We start from the raw sequence: 19,894 nt of genomic DNA on the forward strand, positions 1-19,894 counted from the left end.
CTTCTCGGGGGTAGTTGCGGAAGCACGTCATCAGGGAGTCACCCAGTCCGTCAGCGTCTGCTGCAGCGCACTCATCTGGCCGTGCAAGAAGCCGGAGATTTGGCTGCCGATGTTGCCGATGCCGGATATCACCGCGTCCCCGGCCACGGTGCTGGTATTGACGAAGCCCGAGATCGCGTCGCCCAGATTCTGCGAGCCCGTCAACAGCGAACCGGCGTTTAACCAGCCCGAGGTCAGCGCGCCGTTGGCGTTGACGAAGCCCGAACTCAGGTCGCTCGTGTTGAGGAAGCCGGACGTCCCGTTCGAAACTCCGTTGAAGAAGCCCGACGCCAACGACCCGAGCGAGTTACCGATACCGAGCACTCCCGGCAGCGACAGATCGAGTCGGCCCAGCAGCGTCATCTGGATGGGTATCTGTACGTCCGCTCCGTACACGACGTCCATCAGGCGAATTGGGTTGATGACGATGGGGTCGACGATTGCGGACGGGACGGTTCCACTGATGGTGGCGAGACCGAGACCTGTCACGTTGACCGGAACGTCGACGATGATCGGGTAGATGGTGATCGGGTCGAACTGGCCGGTGATCGGGATCGCCACATTGGTACCAGCCACCAGGTCGATCGGAATCGCTGGGAAATCGATGGAGATGTTGAAGCCGTCGAGCACCTGGCTGTCGGCCAGCTGGAAGGACCCGACGTTCATGCTGCCGGTGTTGAACGAGCCGGTGTTGAGGTCGCCGGCGTTGGCGAAGCCGGTGTTGGTGTTGCCGCCGTTGAAGCTGCCGGTGTTCTGGCTCCCGGGGTTGGCATCGCCGGTGTTGAAGCTGCCGACGTTGAAACTGCCCGTGTTGTGGTTGCCGGTGTTACCGATCCCGGTGTTAAAGCTGCCGGTGTTACCGATCCCGGTGTTGGCGATACTCGTGTTGCCGATACCGGTGTTGTAATCCCCGGCGTTGCCGATACCGGTGTTACCCGTGCCGGAGTTGAAGAAGCCACGGTTACCGGTACCGGAGTTGAACAACCCGATGTTGTCGGTGCCCGCATTGAACCCGCCGAAACCGATATTGCCGTTACCGAGCAACCCGATACCGGAGTTGTGATTACCCCAGTTGGCCAACCCGCTGTTGCCATCACCCCAGTTGCCGAAGCCGATGTTGCCGTTACCGGTGTTACCGAAGCCGATGTTGCCGCTACCGGAGTTACCGAACCCGATATTGCCGTCACCGAGGTTGCCGAACCCGAAGTTGTGGCTGCCCAGATCCCCGAACCCGAAGTTCAGATCGCCCAGGTTGCCGCCGCCGAAGTTGCTGCCACCGACATTGCCGAAGCCGAAGTTCAGCGCCCCGATATTGCCCCCGCCCACATTCAGACCACCCTGGTTGCCCAGACCGAGGCTGAAGGTGGTGAAGTCGGTCACCGAGCTGTGGAACAACCCCGACACCTGACTGCCGACGTTGCCGAAACCGGAGACGACCGCGGCCTGTGCGGCGTCCAGCGAGCTCACGTTGAACCAGCCCGACATGCTGTCGCCCAGGTTGCGCATCCCCGACACCAGGTTGCCGACGTTGCCCACACCCGAGGCATTCAGACCCATGTTCTGCAGTCCGGAACTGCCCGCACCCAGGTTGAAGAAGCCCGACGAGCTGCCCGAGCCGCTGTTGAAGAAACCCGACGACGGCGCACCCGTGGTGTTGCCGACGCCCGGACCCGTCGGGATCGAGAACAGCGGGATGTCGATCGGACCGATGGTGCCGGAGATACTGCCGTACGTGGTGTATCCCGGACCGCCGAGGGTGAAGGTCAGTTGTGGTCCACTGATCCTGATGGTCGGAACGCTGATCGGACCGATGGTGCCGGACGTGCTGCTCAGCGCGCTCATGTCGATCGCCCCGATGTTGAACGGCAGTGTGGTGATGTCGAAGGTGCCACCGGAAATCACGGTGTTCACCGGGAATCGCATGCCGTAGTCGACAGGAATCTGGTCGATGCGGATCGAGTAGGAGATACGGGTGATGCCCTGGGCGTCGCCTCGGATGAACATCCCGTTGTTCATGTTGCCGGAGTTGCCGATACCGGTGTTGATGTTGCCCGAGTTGCCGATACCGGTGTTGAGGTTGCCGCTGTTGAACCAGCCGGTGTTGGTGTCCCCACCATTGAAGTCACCGCTGTTGAAGCTGCCCTGGTTGAAACTGCCGGTGTTGTAGCTGCCCCGGTTACCGATGCCGGTGTTGAAGCTGCCCGGATTGAACAACCCGGTGTTGGCGACACCGGAGTTGCCGATACCGGTGTTGTAACTGCCGGTGTTGAACAACCCCGAGTTACCGACCCCGGAGTTCAGGATGCCGTTGAGATCGAACCCGTTGTTCCCGATACCGATATTGCCGTTACCGGTATTGCCGAACCCGATGTTGTTGTCACCGGTATTACCGAACCCGATATTGCCCGTGCCGGTATTACCGAACAGATCGGTCACCGCCGCCTCGGCCGACCCCGGATGCAGGCTCTGCGACAACAGACTGCTCAAGGTCTTGCCGCTGAGCAGGCCGCTGAGGGTCTTGCCATTGAGCAGGTTGCTGATGGACGGGCTGCTCAACAGGTTGGTTACCACCGGGCTGCTCAACAGATTGCCCACCGACGAACTGCCCAACAGACTGCTCACCGACGAACTGCTCAACACGTTGGCGACCGTGGTCGGGCTGCTCAACAGGCTGGCCACGGCAGGGTTACCCAGCACCGCGGTCACATTGGCGCTGCTCAACGCGCTGTTCAGCTGGCCCGCCAGCGCATCGGAATGCAGCCACGCGTTGAACGCCGGCGAACCCGACAAATTGCCCAGCACGGCCTCGAAGCCACCGTGAGAGTTCACGTAATTGGTGATCTGGTTCAGCGAGAAACTGCCCCACGGCGTCGACAACATCGACGCCGCCGCACTCGCACCGCCGGAACCGGTGGCACCCAACTGGGACAACAGGGCGCTCAAGCTGCTGCCGTTGCTCAGGTGCACACCACCGAGCAGGCTGCTCACCGAAGAGTTACCCAACAAACCACTCAACGCCGGACTGCTCAACAGACTGCCGACGGTCGGGCTGGCCAACAGGTTGCTCACCACCGGGCTGCTCACCAGATTGGTGACCGCCGGACTGCTCAGCAGGCTGGTCACCGCCGGGCTGCTCAACACACTGCCCACCGCCGAGCTGGTCCACTGACTGGTGAACGCCTCAGACTGCACCCAACTGGTGAACACCGGCGAACTCGACAAAGTGTTCAACACACTCTGCAACCCACCGTGGGTCTCGACGAAACGCGTGATCTGGCTCAGCGAGAAATTGCCCCACGGCGTCGACACCGTCGCCGCCGCACTCGCCCCACCCGAACCCGTGCCACCCACACCCAACTGCGTCAACAAACTGCTCAAGCTGCTGCCGTTACTCAGATGCAGACCGCTGACCAAACTGCTTACAGCCTTGCTGCCGAACAAGCTGCTCACCGCCGGGCTACTCAACAAGCTGCTAACCGTCGGGCTGCTCAACAAACTGCTCACCGTGGAGCTGCTGAGCAGAGCATTGACGGTGGAGCTGGTCAGCAGGCTGCTCACCGCGGGACTGCTCAGCAAGGTGCTGACGCTGCCGCTGGTCACCAAGCTGGACACGACCTCGGAGTTCAGCAGGCCGGACAGGAAGCCCAGGCCGCGACCCGAACCGCCGAAGCCCACGTGTCCCCAGCCACCCCAGTGATGACCCCAACCCGCGGCGGCCGACGCCCCACCAGTGACGGTGGCACCCAGACCAAGCTGGTTCAGCACGCCACTAAGGGCGCCGGTCTTCAGGTGCAAACTGCTCAGCAGACTACTCACGGACTTGCTGCTCAGCAGGCCGGAGATGGCGGGGCTACTCAGCAGGCTGCTGACCGAGGGGCTGCTCAACAGCGCGCCGACGGCGGGACTGCTCAACAAAGTGCCGACGGCGGGGCTGCTCAACAAAGTGGTCAGCGTGCTGCTGCTGACCACACTGCTCAGCCCGCCCGAGCTGGACAGGCCGCTGACCAGCGCCTGCAGACCCGAGCCAGCAAAACTCCCCCACGAGCCAGTCGGCAAACCATGACGACCGTACGACCCCCAAGGCCCGGCGGCCGCCGCACCGGTGCCGATCCCGCCCAGCCCCAGATTGTGCAAGTTCAGATTGGCCAGGTTCCCGGTACCCAGTTGCAGGCTGCTCAACAACCCGCTGAGGTTGAAACCACCCAACAGCCCGCCCAACCGCACATTCACCGCGCCCAGCACCGCCCCAGCGCCGCCCTTGGTGAAAGTGCCGGCCAACCCGGCAAGCTCGGTTGCCGCGGCGTTGACCAAACCACCCGCCCCAGCCAAACCCAGCGGCAACTTCGCAAACGGCGTCAACGCCGCCGCTGCCGCCGATGCCCCACCGTGATAGCCCAACATCGCCGCCACGTCCTGGGCCCAGAACTCCTCGTAGGCCGCCTCCGCCGCCGCAATCGCCGGCCAGTTCTGGCCGAACAGGTTCGAAATCGCCAGCCTCACCAGCGCATTGCGATTACCCGCGATCAGCGCCGGATGCACGATCATCGACCGCGCCGACTCGAACGCCGACACCACCACCCGCGCCTGCGCGGCAGCCTGCTCCGCCACCGCACCCGCAGCACTCAACCACGCCGCATACGGCGAAGCCGCCGACGCCATCGCCGACGCAGCCGGCCCCTGCCACGCATCATTGACCAACCCCGAGGTCACCGCCTCGAAAAACGACGACGCCGAACCCAACTCAGCAGCCAAACCATCCCAGGCCGACGCCACCGACGCCATCGGCGCCGAACCCGCGCCCAGCAGCATATTCAGCGAGTTGATCTCAGGTGGCAAGGTCAGAAAACTCACCGGCTCAATCCTCTTCCTTACAGTGCAAGCGTTCGCTGTTCGACGTGTGTGGAGTAATACCAGGGGAGGCCGGTCTAGCGTGGCCGATTCGGTGAGTTCCTAGGTGCCGTTGGCGCCGTTGCTGCCGTTGGCACCGCTGGCCGCCTGCGTGCCGGTTCCGTTGAGTCCAAAGCCACCCACGGCGCCTGCGCTGCCGGCACCGCCGGTGCCGGGGGTGCCATTTGCGCCGGAAGCACCGGTCGTCGCGCCGCCCAGTCCGGCGCCGCCGCCACCGCCGTTGGCCTTGTTGGCGCCAGTACCGCCGTTACCGCCGGCGCCACCCGTGCCGCCGGTGGTGCCCGTGCCGGAGTTGCCGCCCTTGCCGGGTGTACCGGCTGCGCCGCCGCCACCGGAGTTGCCGGCCGCCCCGCCGGTACCCCCGGTCGGGGTGCCGCCACCGGAGTTACCCGCGCCACCGGTGCCGCCGACGCCGCCGCTTGCACCAGCACCGCCGGTGCCGACGGCGCCGCCCTTACCGCCGGCGCCCGAGCTGGAAGTGTTGCCGCCGGCGCCACCGTTACCGGAAGCCCCACCGGTGCCGCCGGTGCCACCTTGGCCACCGGTGCCACCCGGGGTGGTGGCGGTGCCCGCACCGCCCGTGCCGCCGGCACCACCGGCGCCCGCGACACCGCCGTTGTTGGAGGCACCACCGGTACCGCCGGTACCGGTGGTGCCCGTACCACCGTTACCGCCGTTTCCGGACGCCCCGCCGTTACCGCCGGCGCCACCGTTGCCGCCGGCGCTGGCGGCACCCGCGGTGCCCGCACCGATCGCCGAGCCACCGGATGCGCCGTTACCGCCGGTACCACCAGCGGCACCGGCACCACCGGTACCACCCGCACCACCGGCCGGGCCGGTCGTGGTGCTGCCACCGTTACCACCGTTACCGCCGGCACCACCGGTACCGCCGCCGCCGCCGTTACCGGCCGCACCTGCCGCGCCACCGGAGCTGCCCGCACCGCCGGCGCCCGCCGTCCCACCGTTACCGCCCGCGCCAGCAGTACCACCAGCACCACCCGTGCCGCCCGCGCCGGTTGTGGAGTTGTTGTTGCCGTTACCACCGGTGCCACCGTTGGCGCCGAGGCCACCCTGACCGCCGTTACCGCCGGTGCCACCCGGGGTCGTCGTGGTGCCGGCACCGCCCGCGCCACCGGCACCGGCGTTACCGCCCGCGCCGCCCTTGCCGCCGGTCGCACCGGTGCCGCCCGAGGTCGTGGCGCTGAAGCCGTTACCGGCCGTACCGCCGGCGCCGCCGTTGCCGCCGTTACCGCCCTTGCCCGCGCTGCCCGAGTTGCCATTGGTAGCGGTGCCCGCGGCACCACCGGTACCGCCCGCCGCACCGGTGCCGCCGGCTCCACCGGCGCCGCCGGCGGTGGCCGAAGCGGTGGAGGCCGAGCCGGAACCGCCCTGGCCGCCCGCGCCACCGTTACCGGCCAGGCCGCCGTTACCACCGTTGCCGGAGATGGAACCGCCGGCACCGCCGGCGCCACCGTTACCGCCGATACCACCGGTGCCGCCGCCACCACCGGCCACACCGTTGCCGCTGCCGTTGCTGCCCGCAGTGCCGGTCGCGCCACCACCACCGGTGCCGCCGTTACCACCATTGCCGACCGCGCCGCCGGCGCCGCCGTTACCGCCGTTGCCGCCGGCCGAGCCGTTGGTGAGCGCGCTGGCGTTGAAGCCGTTACCGCCCCTGCCGCCGTTGCCGCCGCTGGTCGCCGCGGCCCCGTTGCCGCCGGTCAGGCCGGTGCTAGAACCGTTGCCACCCTGTCCGCCAGTCCCGACGGCACCTGGATCGCCGCCCTTGCCGCCGTTGCTGCCGGCGATGCTGGTCGAGGTACCGTCGGAGCCCCTGCCTCCGTTTCCGGCGATGCCCGCCGCGCCACCAGCGCCGCCGTTACCACCGGCACCCTGGTTACCGGCGAGGGCAGCACCACCGTTACCACCCTGGCCACCGGTACCGCCGGCGCCGCCATTACCACCGGTACCACCGGCCTGGGACGGGTTCGTCGAGGGAGCGCCGACACCACCGGTACCACCCTGGCCGCCGGCACCACCCGTGCCACCGGCCCCACCGTTACCGGAATCGGAGCCACCGGCCCCACCGTTACCGCCGGTGCCACCGTTACCACCGACGACACCGACACCGCCGGCTGCGCCGGAGGTCGCCCCGCCGCACCCGTGCCCCCGAGCAAGCCGGCACCACCGGCACCACCGGCGCCACCGTCGCCGTTCGCACCGGCGTCACCACCGTTACCGCCGAGGCCGCCGCTGACCTTGCCCGCGCCGCCTGTGCCGCCCGCGCCACCGTTACCCGAGGTCGCGCCGCCGGCGCCACCGTCACCACCGATACCGCCCACACCGACCGACGACTGCCCGATGCCGCCGGTCCCACCGGCGCCACCGTTTCCGGTGTCGCCGCCGGCCCCGCCGTGTCCGCCGTGTCCGCCCTGACCACCAACCGTTCCGCTGGCGCCGCCCATACCGCCGTCGCCACCGTTCCCAGAGCCGTCGCCGGCCCCGCCGTTGCCACCCGTGCCGCCAGTTCCGACTGCGCCACCCGCACCGCCGGCGCCGCCCTTGCCGCCGGCCAGGTTTGAACCCTCCGCGGCGTTGAAGCCGGCGCCACCGTTTCCGCCGTCACCACCACTGGTGACCGCGGCGCCGGAACCGCCATTTCCGCCGGCAACGGAGCCGGTTCCACCATTGCCACCCAGGCCTCCGGTGCCCGGGTCGCCGCCCTTACCGCCAGCGCTGCCGTCCAGGTTGGTAGCAGTGCCGGCAGCGCCGTCGCCGCCCTTACCGCCGAATCCGGCAACGCCGCCCGTCCCGCCGGCGCCCCCGGTGCCGACGGTGCCCTTGGCCGACGCACCGCCGTTGCCGCCGACACCGCCCTGGCCGCCGACCCCGCCGTTCCCCGCATCGGTGCCGTTGACAGTCGGGTCGGTGGAGTCGACGCCCTCCGAGCCGGTGCCACCTTGACCGCCGGTGCCTGCCGCGCCGCCGGCGCCCCCGTTACCGGCCTGGCTTCCGGCGGCGCCACCGGCACCACCGTTACCGCCGATACCGCCGGTGCCACCGGTGGCCTGCGCGCCCAACGCGCCCGTGACGCCCGTGGCACCGTTACCACCGGCGCCGCCCGCGCCACCGTTGCCGAGATTCCCGCCGGCGCCGCCCGCGCCGCCGTTACCGCCGTTGAGGCCGCTCGCGGTCGGGTCGGTGTAACCATTACCGCCCGCACCACCGTTACCGCCACTGGTGGCCGCAGCACCGTTACCGCCGCTCGAGCCGACATTGAGGCCGACGCCGCCCTGTCCACCGCCACCGGCGCTGCCCGCGTTACCGCCGATCCCGCCGGCGCTGGCGTTGAAGTTGGCGGCGGTTCCATCGGCACCCCGGCCGCCGTTACCGCCGAGCCCGGCCGCACCGCCGTTACCGCCGTTACCGGCGAGGCCGATCGGACCGGTCGGGTTTGGCGCCGCGCCACCGTTACCGCCGTTGCCGCCCTGACCACCGACACCGCCGACCCCGCCGGTGCCACCGATCTGGGTGGGGTCGGCCGCGTCGGCGCCGACCGCGCCGGTGCCACCCTGGCCACCGACACCGCCCTGGCCGCCGGCGCCACCGACACCCGCAGCCGTCCCGGCGGAACCACCGTCACCGCCGTTACCACCGTTGCCGCCGAGCCCTCCGGCACCACCGGTCTGGGTCGGGTTGGTGCCGGTGGCGCCCTGTGCGCCACTGCCGCCGGCCCCGCCCGCGCCACCGTTGCCGACCAGGCCGCCGGCGCCGCCGCGACCACCGTTACCGCCGTTGGCCCCCGGAGTGGTGGCGTTCCAGCCCGCGCCGCCGGCACCGCCGTTGCCACCACTCGTCGCGCCAGTGCCGGTAGCACCAGTTGCCGCGATCGCGGTGCCGGCGCCGTTCACGCCGCCGAGGCCGCCGGCACCGCCGGCGCCGGGGTTGCCGCCCTGACCGCCGGTTCCGCCGTTGGGATTTGTTGCGGTGCCGGCTCCACCGATCCCGCCGTCACCGCCGATGCCGGCCGCGCCGCCGGTACCGCCGCCACCGCCGGCGCCGGTGACACCGCCGGTTCCAGAGCCCAGGGCGTAGCCCGCGGCACCGCCGGCGCCGCCGTGACCGCCGGCACCACCCGATCCGCCTAACCCGCCGGTGCCGCCGGTGGCACCGGCCACGGTGGCGTTGGCCCCGGTAGCGCCGGCACCGCCGCCACCACCCTGGCCGCCGAGGCCACCCGCACCGCCGTTGCCGCCATTGCCCGATATCGCACCGCCGCGTCCACCGGCTCCACCCACGCCACCGGTGCCGCCGACGGCGCCGGTGCCGCCAGCTGCACCTGCGCTGGCTCCGGCTGCGCCGGCGGCGCCCACCGCGCCTGCGCCGCCGGTACCACCGTTGCCGCCGTTACCGGTCACGCCGCCGTCGCCGCCGGCGCCGCCTTGGCCACCGACCACTCCGATGCCGCCGGCGCCACCGTTGCCACCTGCGCCGGAACCGTCGCCGTTACCGCCGCTACCGCCGGCACCGCCGTGACCGACCACCCCGGCGTTGCCGCCGGTTCCGCCATTACCGCCGGTCAGACCGGAGCCGCCGGGGGCGGTGAGACCCATACCGCCGACACCGCCGTTGCCGCCGCTGGTCGCCGCGGCCCCGGTAGCGCCGTTCGGCGCGCCGAGTGAGCCCGCACCACCCGCGCCGCCGATACCCGGGTTACCACCCAGACCGCCGGTCCCGCCGTGGATGAACGTGCTGTCGCCGTTGCCGCCGGCACCGCCGTTACCACCGAGTCCCGCCGCACCGCCGGCGCCACCCGCGGCGCCGGCACCGAACATGCCGGTGCTGCCGGCCGCGCCACCGGCGCCACCATTGCCGCCCTGGCCACCGGCGCTGCCCGTCGTGCCCCCGCCCGTGGCGTCGGCGCCGTTACCGCCGTATCCACCCGCGCCGCCGACGCCACCGGCGCCGGCCGTGCTGAACACGGTCCCGCCGTTACCGCCGTGGCCACCGACACCTCCGGTGCCGCCGGCGATGCTCAGTGACGGGTCGCCGGCACCGCCCGCCCCACCGGCGCCGCCCACACCGCCCGCGCCGAAGAAGCCGGCATTTCCGCCCATACCGCCGGCACCACCGGTCAGACCCGCAGCGGCGCCAACACCGCCGGTACCACCGATGCCGCCGTTGCCGAACAGGATGCCGCCGGAACCGCCGTTACCGCCGGTGGCACCGGCGCCGCCGGTACCGCCCCGGCCACCGTTACCGAACAGCCCGGCGGCACCCCCGTTGCCGCCGACCTGGCCGTCCGCACCGGATCCACCCGCACCGCCGTTGCCCCACAACAACCCGCCCGCGCCACCGTTGGCGCTGGTTCCGGCTGCCCCATCGGCGCCATTGCCGAACAACGGACGCTGAAAGAGCGCCTGGGAGGGCGCATTGATCAGGTCCGACACCGCCTGCAGTGGGTTGGCGTTGACCGACTCGGCGAGCGAGTAGGCGTTGCCCGCCGAGCTGAGGGCCTGCACAAACTGCTGGTGGAAGGCTTGCGCCTCCTGGCTGAGCGCCTGGTAACTCTGGGCGTGCGTTCCGAACAACGCGGCGATGGCGGCCGAGACCTCGTCCTGAGCCGCCGGCAGCAGCGAGCTGATGGGGCCAGCCCATGCCCCATTGGCCTCGCTGATCGACGTGCCCAGACTGTTCAGGTTCGCCGTCGCAGCAGCAAACAGGTCCGGGGCAGCCACCAAATACGACATCGCGGAAACTCCTGTGGTTCATGGCCGATGGGGTCACTCGAGTTGGGAATGTACATGCTCGCGAGCCGGAAACACCAGAAGTTGAAACAAGAATTTTCAGATTTTCTGAAACAGCACCGCGGTGGAGCAGATACCGCTCCTGCATCCACTCCCCGCCCAAGTTTGCGGAGGGTCAGTTGAATTCATCAGGTCGTTCTCCTGAGAAGCTCTGACCTAGCGATACACCTTTTCAAACGAACCATATTTCGTTGTGCCACAACGTATTACAGCGGCTATTGCAGGCCTGTGGAATAGGGCGTAGCGTACTGACAGAAGTTGAATACGTGGCCCGTTCCAGGGGCAAAAATCCCTAACTAACGGGCCCGTCAAACGGTCACGACGCACCGGTATTTTGTTTGCTAGAGCCCATAGCGAGGACACCGAGGCGGGTAGCCGCCGTTGACACTTCCCGTCCGGAGTGTCACGGGGACGACGCGCCAGCGGTTCCTGTGCTGATGGGTATTTCAATCCAGCAGACGGCGCCGCACCAACCGTCAGTTAACGATCGCGGTGGCTACTTGCCGTAGCGCCGATGCCGCATGCTGTAGTCCCGCAACGCACGCAGAAAATCGACGCGCCGGAACGCCGGCCAGTGCGCCTCGGTGAACCACATCTCCGAGTAGGCGCTCTGCCAGAGCAGAAACCCGGATAGCCGCTGCTCTCCCGAGGTGCGGATCACCAGATCGGGGTCGGGCTGTCCGGAGGTGTACAGATTTTCCGAGATTCCTTCGACGGTGACCGCGTCCACCAGTTCCTCGGCGGTCGCGCCGTTGGCGAGCGCCTTGTTCAACAAGGCGCGTACCGCGCCCACGATCTCCTGGCGGCCGCCGTAGCCCACCGCGACGTTGACGTGGAACGCCGCGTTCTGCGGCGTGGAGTCCACCGCGTCGCGCAGTCGTCGGGCCGGCTCCTCACCAAGCAACTCCAGATCGCCGACGGTGCGGACGCTCCAATGGTTGGCCGGCGCGCAGATCTCCTCGACGACGTCGGTGATGATCTCGATCAGCGCGCCGAGTTCCTCGGGATCGCGCTGCAGGTTCTCGGTGGACAGCAGGTAGACGGTGGTCATCTCGATGCCGGCGTCCTGGCACCACCGCAACATCTCGGCGATCTTCACCGCTCCCATGCGGTACCCGACGCTGACGTCGTCGTAGCCCAGGCTGCGCGCCCAGCGACGGTTCCCGTCGCACAGAACCGCGATGTGACGCGGCAGTTCGGATTTGGTGGCGGCCAGTCCCTGCCGTAGTCGCAGCTCGTAAAGCCGGTACAGCGGCTCCTTGAGCCGTGGCGGGATGATCTCCACGAGGATCCACAGTACTGTGACCGACGCCCTTTTCCCGGTGTCATCTCCGGCAATCTCACGTGGCGTCATACGGGCCTCTGACAGATGGTTTCGCTAACCTGATCGGTAACCCTCAACCGCCATCAAAAGACGGGGCACAAGCACAGATGAGCAGCCAGACCAGCACGCTCACCGACAACCAGCCGCAGTCGCAGCCTGAGCCGGACGGCCACTCGCCGATCGACGCCGCGCAGAAGGCCGCGCACCACCTCGTCGAGGGCGTCGCCCGGGTGTTGACCAAGCCGCGCTTCCGGGGCTGGATCCACGTCTACTCGGCGGCCACCGCCGTATTCGCCGGCGCGTCCCTGGTCGCGGTGTCGTGGGCGGTGGGCTCCACCAGGGCCGGCCTGGCCACACTGCTGTACACCTTCGCCACGATCATCATGTTCACCGTCAGCGCCACCTACCACCGGGTCAACTGGAAGTCGGACACCACCCGGATGTGGATGAAGCGGGCCGATCACTCGATGATCTTCGTGTTCATCGCGGGCAGTTACACCCCGTTCGCGCTGCTGGCGCTGTCCGGCCACGACGGGCATGTGGTGCTGGCGATCGTCTGGGGCGGGGCGGCGGCCGGCATCATGCTCAAGATGCTGTGGCCCTCAGCACCGCGCTGGGTCGGTGTGCCGCTGTACATCCTGCTGGGTTGGGTCGCGGTGTGGTACACCGCGTCGATCCTGCACAACGCCGGGGTGACGGCCATGGTGCTGCTGTTCGTCGGCGGCGCCCTCTACAGCATCGGCGGCATTCTGTACGCACTGAAGTGGCCCGACCCGTGGCCGACGACATTCGGCTATCACGAGTTCTTTCACGCCTGCACCGCGGTCGCGGCCATCTGCCACTACATCGCGATGTGGTTCGTAGTGTTCTGAAGCCCGTTACAGCCGGGTCACGTCGGCCGGCGACCAGTAGGCCTTCATCGCGGTGACCTTGCCGCTGCCGTCGAACACCATGGTCTCGATCGGCTCGATGCGCATCCTGCTGTCGCCGGCACCGACGATCAACCGGAAGTGAAACGCCGCCTCGTTTCCCGACACCCGCAGCGTCACCAGCTCGCATTCGCGCGCCACGCCCTCCACTGCCGAGTAGAAGCCGCGGATGGCGCTCTTGCCGATGTGGACCTCACCGCCGCCCACCGGGTCCTCGAGCGTCGCGTCGTCGGCGAAGAAGGCGGCCAGCTCGTCGGCGGTCCCGTTCGACACCGTCTCGATGTAGCGGTGAACCGTCTCGGTGATGGCTTGGGTCCGGTCGGCGGTGTTCGGCATGTGACGCACGCTACTACCCAGGTACAGCCAACGCCGTAGCGAGTGCCTGCGCACTGGTCACCGGCAAGTCGCAGACCCGGCCCCGGCAGACGTACGCGGCGTCGGCTCCGGCCACGCGGTCGCGTCCGGCCAGCAACGGCGACGAGTCCACCGCGCCACCGACCACGACGGCCCCGCCCGGCGCCAGCCGGCGGGCGTCGGCCAGCAGCGGCGACGCGTCCCCGGCGCAGGCGACCGCGATCTGCAACGGCCCGCGCACCGCGGCTTCGGCGACCGCCAGCCAGTGCCCCGCCGACCGCGGGGCGCGGGCCAGCAGCACCGAATGCGCGCCCAGCGTCTCACCGGCCAGCCGCAGATACCATTCGGCGCGCTCGTCGATCAGGTGAGCGCCCATCAGCAGCGCCTCGGCGAGCGCCGACGCGCCCGACGGAGTGGCACCATCCAGCGGGTCGGCTGGTCGCAGCACCAGCTGCTCGGCGTCGTCGGCGGTGTCGAACCAACGGCCCTGCGGGCCGCCGAAATGCTCGACGGCCGTGTCGAGCAGGCCGGTGGCCGCGTCCAGCCAACGCGCATCGGAATCCAGCTGGTACAGCGTCAGCAGGCCGGTGGCCAGCATCGCGTAATCCTCCAGGATCGCCGCGCTGTCCCCGACCGTCCCGCCCAGGCTGGCGCGGCGCAGCCGCCCGGCCACCAGGTGCAGGTCCAGCAGCGCGGCCGCGCATCGCCGTGCGGCGCGCACCAGCGCCGGCTGCCCCAGCGCCACGCCCGCTTCGGCGAGCGCGGTGATGGCCAGCCCGTTCCAGGAGGTCACCACCTTGTCGTCGCGGCCGGGCTGTACGCGGCGCGCCCGGGCTGCCAACAGCTCGGCACGAACCCGCTCCAGCCGGTGCAAATCCTCGGGGTCGTGCCGCAACTGCAGCACCGATGCCCCGTGTTCGAACGTCCCGGACGCGGTGACGTCGAAAACCTGCGCCGCCCACAAGCCGTCGTCGGCCCCGAGCACCTCGGTCAGCTGCGCGGGCGTCCAGACGTAGCTCGAGCCCTCGACGCCGCCGGCGTCGGCGTCCAGCGACGAGACGAACATGTCGCCGGCGGCGAGGTCGGTGAGCAGGAACTGAGCCGTCTGCGCGGCCACCCGGTGCGCGAGCGGGTCAGCGGTCCGGCGGGCCCAGTGCGCGTAGCACCGCAGCAGCAGCGCGTTGTCGTAAAGCATCTTTTCGAAGTGCGGGACCACCCAGGCGGCGTCCACGCTGTAGCGGGCGAACCCGCCGGCCAGTTGGTCGTAGATGCCGCCGCGGGCCATTGCGCTGCCGGTGCGCTGCACCGCCATCAGCACCTCCGGCGACCCGGTGCGCTCGTAGTGCCGCAACAGCGCCTCCAGCAGCGCCGACGGGGGAAACTTGGGTGCGCCACCGAAGCCGCCGTGGGCGGTGTCCTGGTCTTGCAGCACCGCGGCGACGGCCTGGTCGCACAGCTCGGGGACTAGCTCCGGGCCGCCGCCGGGCAGCCCCGAGCTCATCGCCCGCAACTCGCCGGCGATGTGTTCCGAGGCCTGCTCCACCTCGTCGCGGCGTTCCCGCCACGTTTCGGTGATGGCCGAAAGTAGTTGCAGGAAGCCTTCTTTCGGGTAGTAGGTGCCGCAGAAGAAGGGGCGGCCGTCGGGGGCGAGGAAACAGGTCATCGGCCAGCCGCCCTGACCGGTGAGCGCGACAGTGGCGTTCATGTAGACCGCGTCGATGTCGGGACGTTCCTCGCGGTCCACCTTGATGCAGACGAATCCTGCGTTCATGACGGCCGCCACGCCGGGGTCCTCGAACGACTCGTGCGCCATCACGTGACACCAGTGGCAGGCGGCGTAGCCGATGGACAACAGGATCGGCACGTCGCGCGCCGCCGCCTCGGCCAGCGCCTGCGGCGTCCACTGCTGCCAGTGCACCGGGTTGTCGGCGTGCTGTCGCAGATAGGGGCTGGTGGCCTGGGCGAGGGTGTTGGTGCCCGACTCAGCCGGGGTCATGAGCGGATCCCGACGGTCGCGCGGAGCCGTCGCCCTCAGGCGGGCCGGGCCCATCCGCGTCGACTGCGTCGGTGCCCTCGTCGGCGGCCTGGTCGGGCTCGGGGTGCTGCGGGTCGAAGGACGGCGGAACCTTTCTGAGCTGACGGTTCATCGACCGCACTAGGAACACGGTGGCGACCACCAGCAGCACGACGATCAGCAACCCCAGCGGGCTGGCCTTGCCGAAGTCGGGACCGTTGTTGCGAGTTCCCCCGGCAGCAATCACGGTGAGCAGAAGATGGTTCACCAGTCCTCGATCCCCGCGAAAAGATCCGTCTCCGGTAGGACCGCCGGGACCCGCGAGCGCGCCAACTCGAACTCCTCGGTCGGCCAGAGCCGCTCCTGCCAGGAGATCGGTGCGGCGAAGAATTCCGCGTTCGGGTCGATCTGGGTCGCGTGGGCCAGCAGCGCGTCGTCGCGCCGGCCGAAGTACGCCGAGCATTCGACGCGGGTGGTCACCCGCTTCTCGAAATGATCGTGCTCGGGCAGCCAGTGCTTGAGCCACTTCGCGAACGGGCCTTCCTGGCCGTGCTTGGCGAACTCGTCCTGCAGCAGTTGCATCCGGGCCCGTAGGAAGCCGTGCACGTAGTACAGCTTGGACACCGCCCACGGCTCGCCGGCGTCGGGGAATCGCCGGTGATCGGCGGCCGCCTCGTAGGCACTGACCGATACCTCGTGGCAGCGGATGTGATCGGGGTGCGGGTAGCCGCCGTTCTCGTCGTAGGTGATCATCACGTGCGGCCGGAAGTCACGGACCACGCGGACCAGCGCTTCGGTGGACTCCTCGAGCGGCACCAGCGCGAAGCAGCCGTCCGGTAGCGGCGGTGGCGGGTCGCCCTTGGGCAGGCCGGAGTCGACGAATCCCAGCCAGGTGTGCTCGACGCCGAGGATCTCGGCGGCCTTGGCCATCTCGTCGCGACGGATCTCGGAGATGTGTCCGTGCACGTCGGGCAGGTCCATCGCCGGGTTGAGGATCTCCCCGCGCTCGCCGCCGGTCAGCGTGACCACCAGCACCTGATGTCCCTCGTCGGCGTATCGGGCCAGGGTGGCGGCACCCTTGCTGGATTCGTCGTCGGGGTGGGCGTGCACCGCCATCAACCGCAGCTTGCTCACGTGCTCCCTCGTGTCGTGTTGATTCGAGTCGGTCTCGCCGGCCGCCCACCGGCCCGCTCGGATGCCCATATAATTCCAGTTCTCCTGTACCCCACAAATCCCGAGGGCATGACTGAAGGCTTGACTGACGGTTCCGATTCGCGTCCCGCGGCGCGTTATGGCCGTCCTCGACTGGCACCGAAATCGCGGCGACGGGTGATCGTGGGGCTCACCGCGGCGGTGCTGGCGGCGGGCGTGGTGGTTGCCGTCGTCGGCTACCAGCGCATCGGGACCGCAGACGTCACCGGCACCTTGGCGGGCTATCAGGTGATCGACGACGAGACGGCTTCGGTCATCATCAGCGTGACCCGCAAGGACCCCTCCCGGCCGGTGGACTGCATCGTGCGGGTGCGGTCCCGGGACGGCAGCGAGACGGGCCGGCGAGAGGTGTTGGTGCCGCCCGCCGACCAGACCACCGTGCAGGTGACCACCACGCTGAAATCCAGCAAGCCGCCGCTGATGGCCGACGTATACGGGTGCGGCACAGACGTACCCGCGTATCTGCGGCCGTCATAACCGCAGAAAAATCGCCGAACTGCGGATATGTCGGTCATTCATCGTTAGCACGGTGGTAACGTAGGTGAATGCACGGTCCTGCTTGGGACCGTGTATTGCTGCATTAGAGGCCGTGGGCAGGACGGAGCGGCAGCGCCGGGGGTGGGACCTGAAGACGTCCGACCGGTTGCCGTTACCTGGCCCAGGGCTCACATACTTGCGCAACTGCGCGGAACGACAACACGAGGAGCAGGACCAGATGACGGACACTCAGGTGACCTGGTTGACCCAGGAGTCACATGACCGACTCAAGGCCGAGCTCGATCAGCTGATCGCGAATCGTCCGGTCATCGCAGCCGAGATCAACGACCGGCGCGAGGAGGGGGATCTGCGCGAGAACGGCGGATACCACGCCGCGCGCGAGGAGCAGGGCCAGCAGGAGGCCCGGATCCGCCAGCTGCAGGACCTGCTCAACAACGCCAAGGTCGGCGAGGCGCCCAAGCAGTCCGGCGTCGCGCTGCCCGGTTCGGTGGTGAAGGTCTACTACAACGGCGACAAGTCGGACAGCGAGACGTTCCTGATCGCCACCCGCCAGGAGGGCGTCAACGACGGCAAGCTCGAGGTGTACTCGCCGAACTCACCGTTGGGCGGCGCCCTGATCGACGCGAAGGTCGGCGAGACCCGCAGCTACAAGGTGCCCAGCGGCAGCACGGTGGAAGTGACCCTGGTCAGCGCGGAGCCGTACCACTCCTGACCTTCTCCGCCGAGCGTGAACGGCGCGCGCTTCGCGTCGTCGAATTCACCGTCGGCGAGGAATTAACCCGGGATTCAGGCCAGCGCTTGCTCGAGGTCGGCCAGCAGGTCGGCGATGTCCTCGATCCCGACCGACAACCGCACCAGGTCGTCGGGAACTTCCAGCTGCGACCCGGCCGTCGAGGCGTGCGTCATGGCGGCGGGGTGCTCGATCAGCGACTCCACGCCGCCCAGCGACTCGGCCAGGATGAACACCCCGGTGGCGGCGCACAGCTTCTCGGCGGCTTGCCGTCCGCCCCGCATCCGCACCGAGACCATGCCGCCGAAGCCACGCATCTGGCGCGCGGCGATCTCATGGCCGGGGTGCCCGGGCAAGCCCGGGTACAGCACCGCGCTGACCGACGGCTGCCCGGCCAGGAATTCGGCGACGGCCAACGCGTTCTCGCTGTGCCGCTGCATGCGCAACGGGAGCGTCTTGAGCCCGCGCATCGTCAGGTAGGCGTCGAACGGGCCCGGCACCGCGCCCGCGCCGTTCTGCAGAAACGCGAACGCCTGATCCAGCTCCTCGTCATTGGTGACCAGGGCGCCGCCCACCACGTCCGAGTGCCCGCCGATGTACTTGGTTGTCGAGTGCAACACGATGTCGGCGCCCAAGGTCAGCGGCTGCTGCAGCGCCGGCGAGGCAAAAGTGTTGTCCACCAGAACTTTTGCCGAAGCCTCGGCGCCCAGCGCAGCGATACCCGCGATGTCGGCGATCGACAGCAGCGGGTTGGTCGGCGTTTCCACCCAGATCAGCCGCGTGCGCGCGGTGATCGCCGAACGCACCGCGTCCAGGTCGGACAGCGGCACCGGCGTGTATTCGACACCCCACTGGGTGAAGACCTTGTCGATCAGCCGGAAGGTGCCGCCGTAGGCGTCGTCGGGAATGACCAGATGGTCCCCGGGACGCAGCACCGCCCGCAGCACACAGTCGCTGGCGGCCATCCCGGAGCTGAACGCGCGGCCGAATGCGCCGTCTTCGACGGCTGCCAGTGCGGCCTCCAGCACGGCCCGGGTCGGGTTGCCGGTGCGCGCGTACTCGAAGCCGCCGCGCAGGCCGCCGACGCCGTCCTGGGCGAAGGTGCTGCTGGCATAGATCGGGGCGTTGACGGCTCCGGTGGCCGGGTCCGGTCGGTAACCGGCGTGGATCGCTTTGGTCGCCAACCCGGCGAACCGGGTCACGTCGTGGTCGTCGCTCATCGACCGTCAGCCTAATCGGACGACGGCGCGGGTCAGGTCAGAGCGGCAGGCAGACCGTGGTCATGATCTTGTCGGCCAGGGTCTGGCGCTTTTTGTCCCACAACGGAAACAGGAACCCGATGTAGCAGATGATCGCGTCGACCAGGTGCGCGATCTGGCGCACCAGCGACATGCCGAAGCCCAGGGGTTGGCCGCTGACCTCGCTGACGACCTTGAACTTCATGATCGACTTGCCGATGCTCGATCCGGTGGTGCCCTGTTTGTAGCCGTAGTTCCAGATCACGTAGGCGGCGATCGCCAGATATGCCAGCCAGTTGGCCAGGACGCCGATCATCGATTCCTGGCGCCAGCAGGTCGCGGCGACACCCGGGTACCCGCATTTCTCCTCTTCGGTCACCTTCGAGATCGCAAACGCGACGGCGTACACGATCAACACCGGCGCGTAGTCGATCAGGAACGCCACGGCCCGGGTGGCCCACGGGGTGTAGGACTCCGACGGCAGTTCGCGGATGGCGGGTCCCGGCGGCGGCGGCGCGACCGCACCGGCCGCTGGAGGCGGCGGCGGGTAGCCCCCGGGTGGCGGCGGGGGTGGCGGGGGCGGCGAGGACGGCGGAGTCGGGGGGGTCGAGCCGCCGACCGTCGCTGAGCCACCGACCGGGGGCGGGTCGAAACTCACCTCCCCGCGGGGTGCCGGAGGCGGCGCCGAGGGCGTCAAGAATCCACCCGACGGAGCTTCACCTGCTGATTCGGGCGGCGGGTACGACCCGCCTGGCGGCTGATCGGTCATTGGGCACCCTTCCGGTACGGATTTGCTGAACTAAGCCGGATAGCGTACCCGAGCGGGGAGAGCCAGGTCACA

13 protein-coding genes are annotated in these 19,894 nt (G+C 69.1%); 3 read left to right on the forward strand and 10 right to left on the reverse strand.

The window, feature by feature from the left end; all coding sequences use genetic code 11:
- Positions 1–30: 30 nt before the first annotated feature.
- The 4 genes from MKCMC460_RS24685 to MKCMC460_RS24700 form a co-directional block, all read right to left on the reverse strand.
- The gene (locus tag MKCMC460_RS24685; RefSeq protein ID WP_236977678.1) at positions 31–4,890 is read right to left on the reverse strand and encodes a PPE family protein; all 4,860 of its coding nucleotides are present in this window, start codon (positions 4,888–4,890) and stop codon (positions 31–33) included.
- 99 nt (positions 4,891–4,989) lie between these two features.
- A complete protein-coding gene (locus tag MKCMC460_RS24690; RefSeq protein WP_238306058.1) occupies positions 4,990–6,462 on the reverse strand; it encodes a hypothetical protein in 1,473 nt (490 codons plus the stop codon).
- A gap of 206 nt (positions 6,463–6,668) precedes the next feature.
- Positions 6,669–10,697: a PE family protein gene (locus MKCMC460_RS24695; RefSeq protein WP_238304971.1), complete on the reverse strand. Its 4,029-nt coding sequence runs from the start codon at positions 10,695–10,697 to the stop codon at positions 6,669–6,671.
- 553 nt (positions 10,698–11,250) lie between these two features.
- Entirely contained in the window at positions 11,251–12,039 is a 789-nt protein-coding gene (locus MKCMC460_RS24700) for a (2Z,6E)-farnesyl diphosphate synthase (protein ID WP_236977679.1), read from the reverse strand.
- A 146-nt stretch (positions 12,040–12,185) separates the two neighbouring features.
- Between MKCMC460_RS24700 and MKCMC460_RS24705 the strand changes: the two genes are divergently transcribed.
- Positions 12,186–12,950, forward strand: a complete 765-nt coding sequence (locus MKCMC460_RS24705; protein WP_236977680.1) for a hemolysin III family protein — start codon at positions 12,186–12,188, stop codon at positions 12,948–12,950.
- A 6-nt stretch (positions 12,951–12,956) separates the two neighbouring features.
- Here the strand turns inward: MKCMC460_RS24705 and MKCMC460_RS24710 are convergent, their stop codons facing one another.
- Genes MKCMC460_RS24710 through mca form a run of 4 tightly spaced genes read right to left on the reverse strand, consistent with a single transcriptional unit; the run spans position 12,957 to position 16,509 of the window.
- Entirely contained in the window at positions 12,957–13,343 is a 387-nt protein-coding gene (locus tag MKCMC460_RS24710; protein WP_236977681.1) for a nuclear transport factor 2 family protein, read from the reverse strand.
- Between the two features lie 13 nt (positions 13,344–13,356).
- On the reverse strand, positions 13,357–15,357 hold the full coding sequence (locus MKCMC460_RS24715; RefSeq protein WP_238304972.1) for a thioredoxin domain-containing protein: 2,001 nt from the start codon (positions 15,355–15,357) through the stop codon (positions 13,357–13,359).
- A complete protein-coding gene (locus tag MKCMC460_RS24720; RefSeq protein WP_236977682.1) occupies positions 15,344–15,643 on the reverse strand; it encodes a hypothetical protein in 300 nt (99 codons plus the stop codon). Before MKCMC460_RS24720 ends, MKCMC460_RS24715 begins: the two co-directional genes overlap by 14 nt.
- Positions 15,640–16,509 (reverse strand): mycothiol conjugate amidase Mca, encoded by an 870-nt coding sequence (gene mca, locus MKCMC460_RS24725; protein WP_236977683.1) that lies wholly within the window; start codon positions 16,507–16,509, stop codon positions 15,640–15,642. The genes MKCMC460_RS24720 and mca overlap by 4 nt, the downstream gene beginning before the upstream one ends.
- A 108-nt stretch (positions 16,510–16,617) precedes the next feature.
- Here mca and MKCMC460_RS24730 point away from each other — a divergent pair, with 108 nt between their 5' ends.
- Both MKCMC460_RS24730 and greA read left to right on the forward strand, forming a co-directional pair.
- Positions 16,618–17,064, forward strand: coding sequence for a DUF4307 domain-containing protein (locus MKCMC460_RS24730; RefSeq protein WP_236977684.1), 447 nt, complete (start codon positions 16,618–16,620; stop codon positions 17,062–17,064).
- 238 nt (positions 17,065–17,302) lie between these two features.
- Positions 17,303–17,797, forward strand: coding sequence for a transcription elongation factor GreA (greA, locus tag MKCMC460_RS24735; protein WP_180915039.1), 495 nt, complete (start codon positions 17,303–17,305; stop codon positions 17,795–17,797).
- Positions 17,798–17,871: 74 nt separating this feature from the next.
- Here the strand turns inward: greA and MKCMC460_RS24740 are convergent, their stop codons facing one another.
- Both MKCMC460_RS24740 and MKCMC460_RS24745 read right to left on the reverse strand, forming a co-directional pair.
- Positions 17,872–19,035, reverse strand: coding sequence for a cystathionine gamma-synthase (locus MKCMC460_RS24740; protein ID WP_236977685.1), 1,164 nt, complete (start codon positions 19,033–19,035; stop codon positions 17,872–17,874).
- Between the two features lie 37 nt (positions 19,036–19,072).
- Positions 19,073–19,822 carry an RDD family protein gene (locus tag MKCMC460_RS24745; protein WP_238304973.1) on the reverse strand — a complete coding sequence of 250 codons (750 nt, stop codon included), beginning with the start codon at positions 19,820–19,822 and terminating at the stop codon, positions 19,073–19,075.
- Positions 19,823–19,894 lie beyond the last annotated feature (72 nt).

Source organism: Mycobacterium sp. 20KCMC460 (assembly GCF_022179425.1).
Taxonomy (GTDB): Bacteria; Actinomycetota; Actinomycetes; order Mycobacteriales; family Mycobacteriaceae; genus Mycobacterium; species Mycobacterium kiyosense.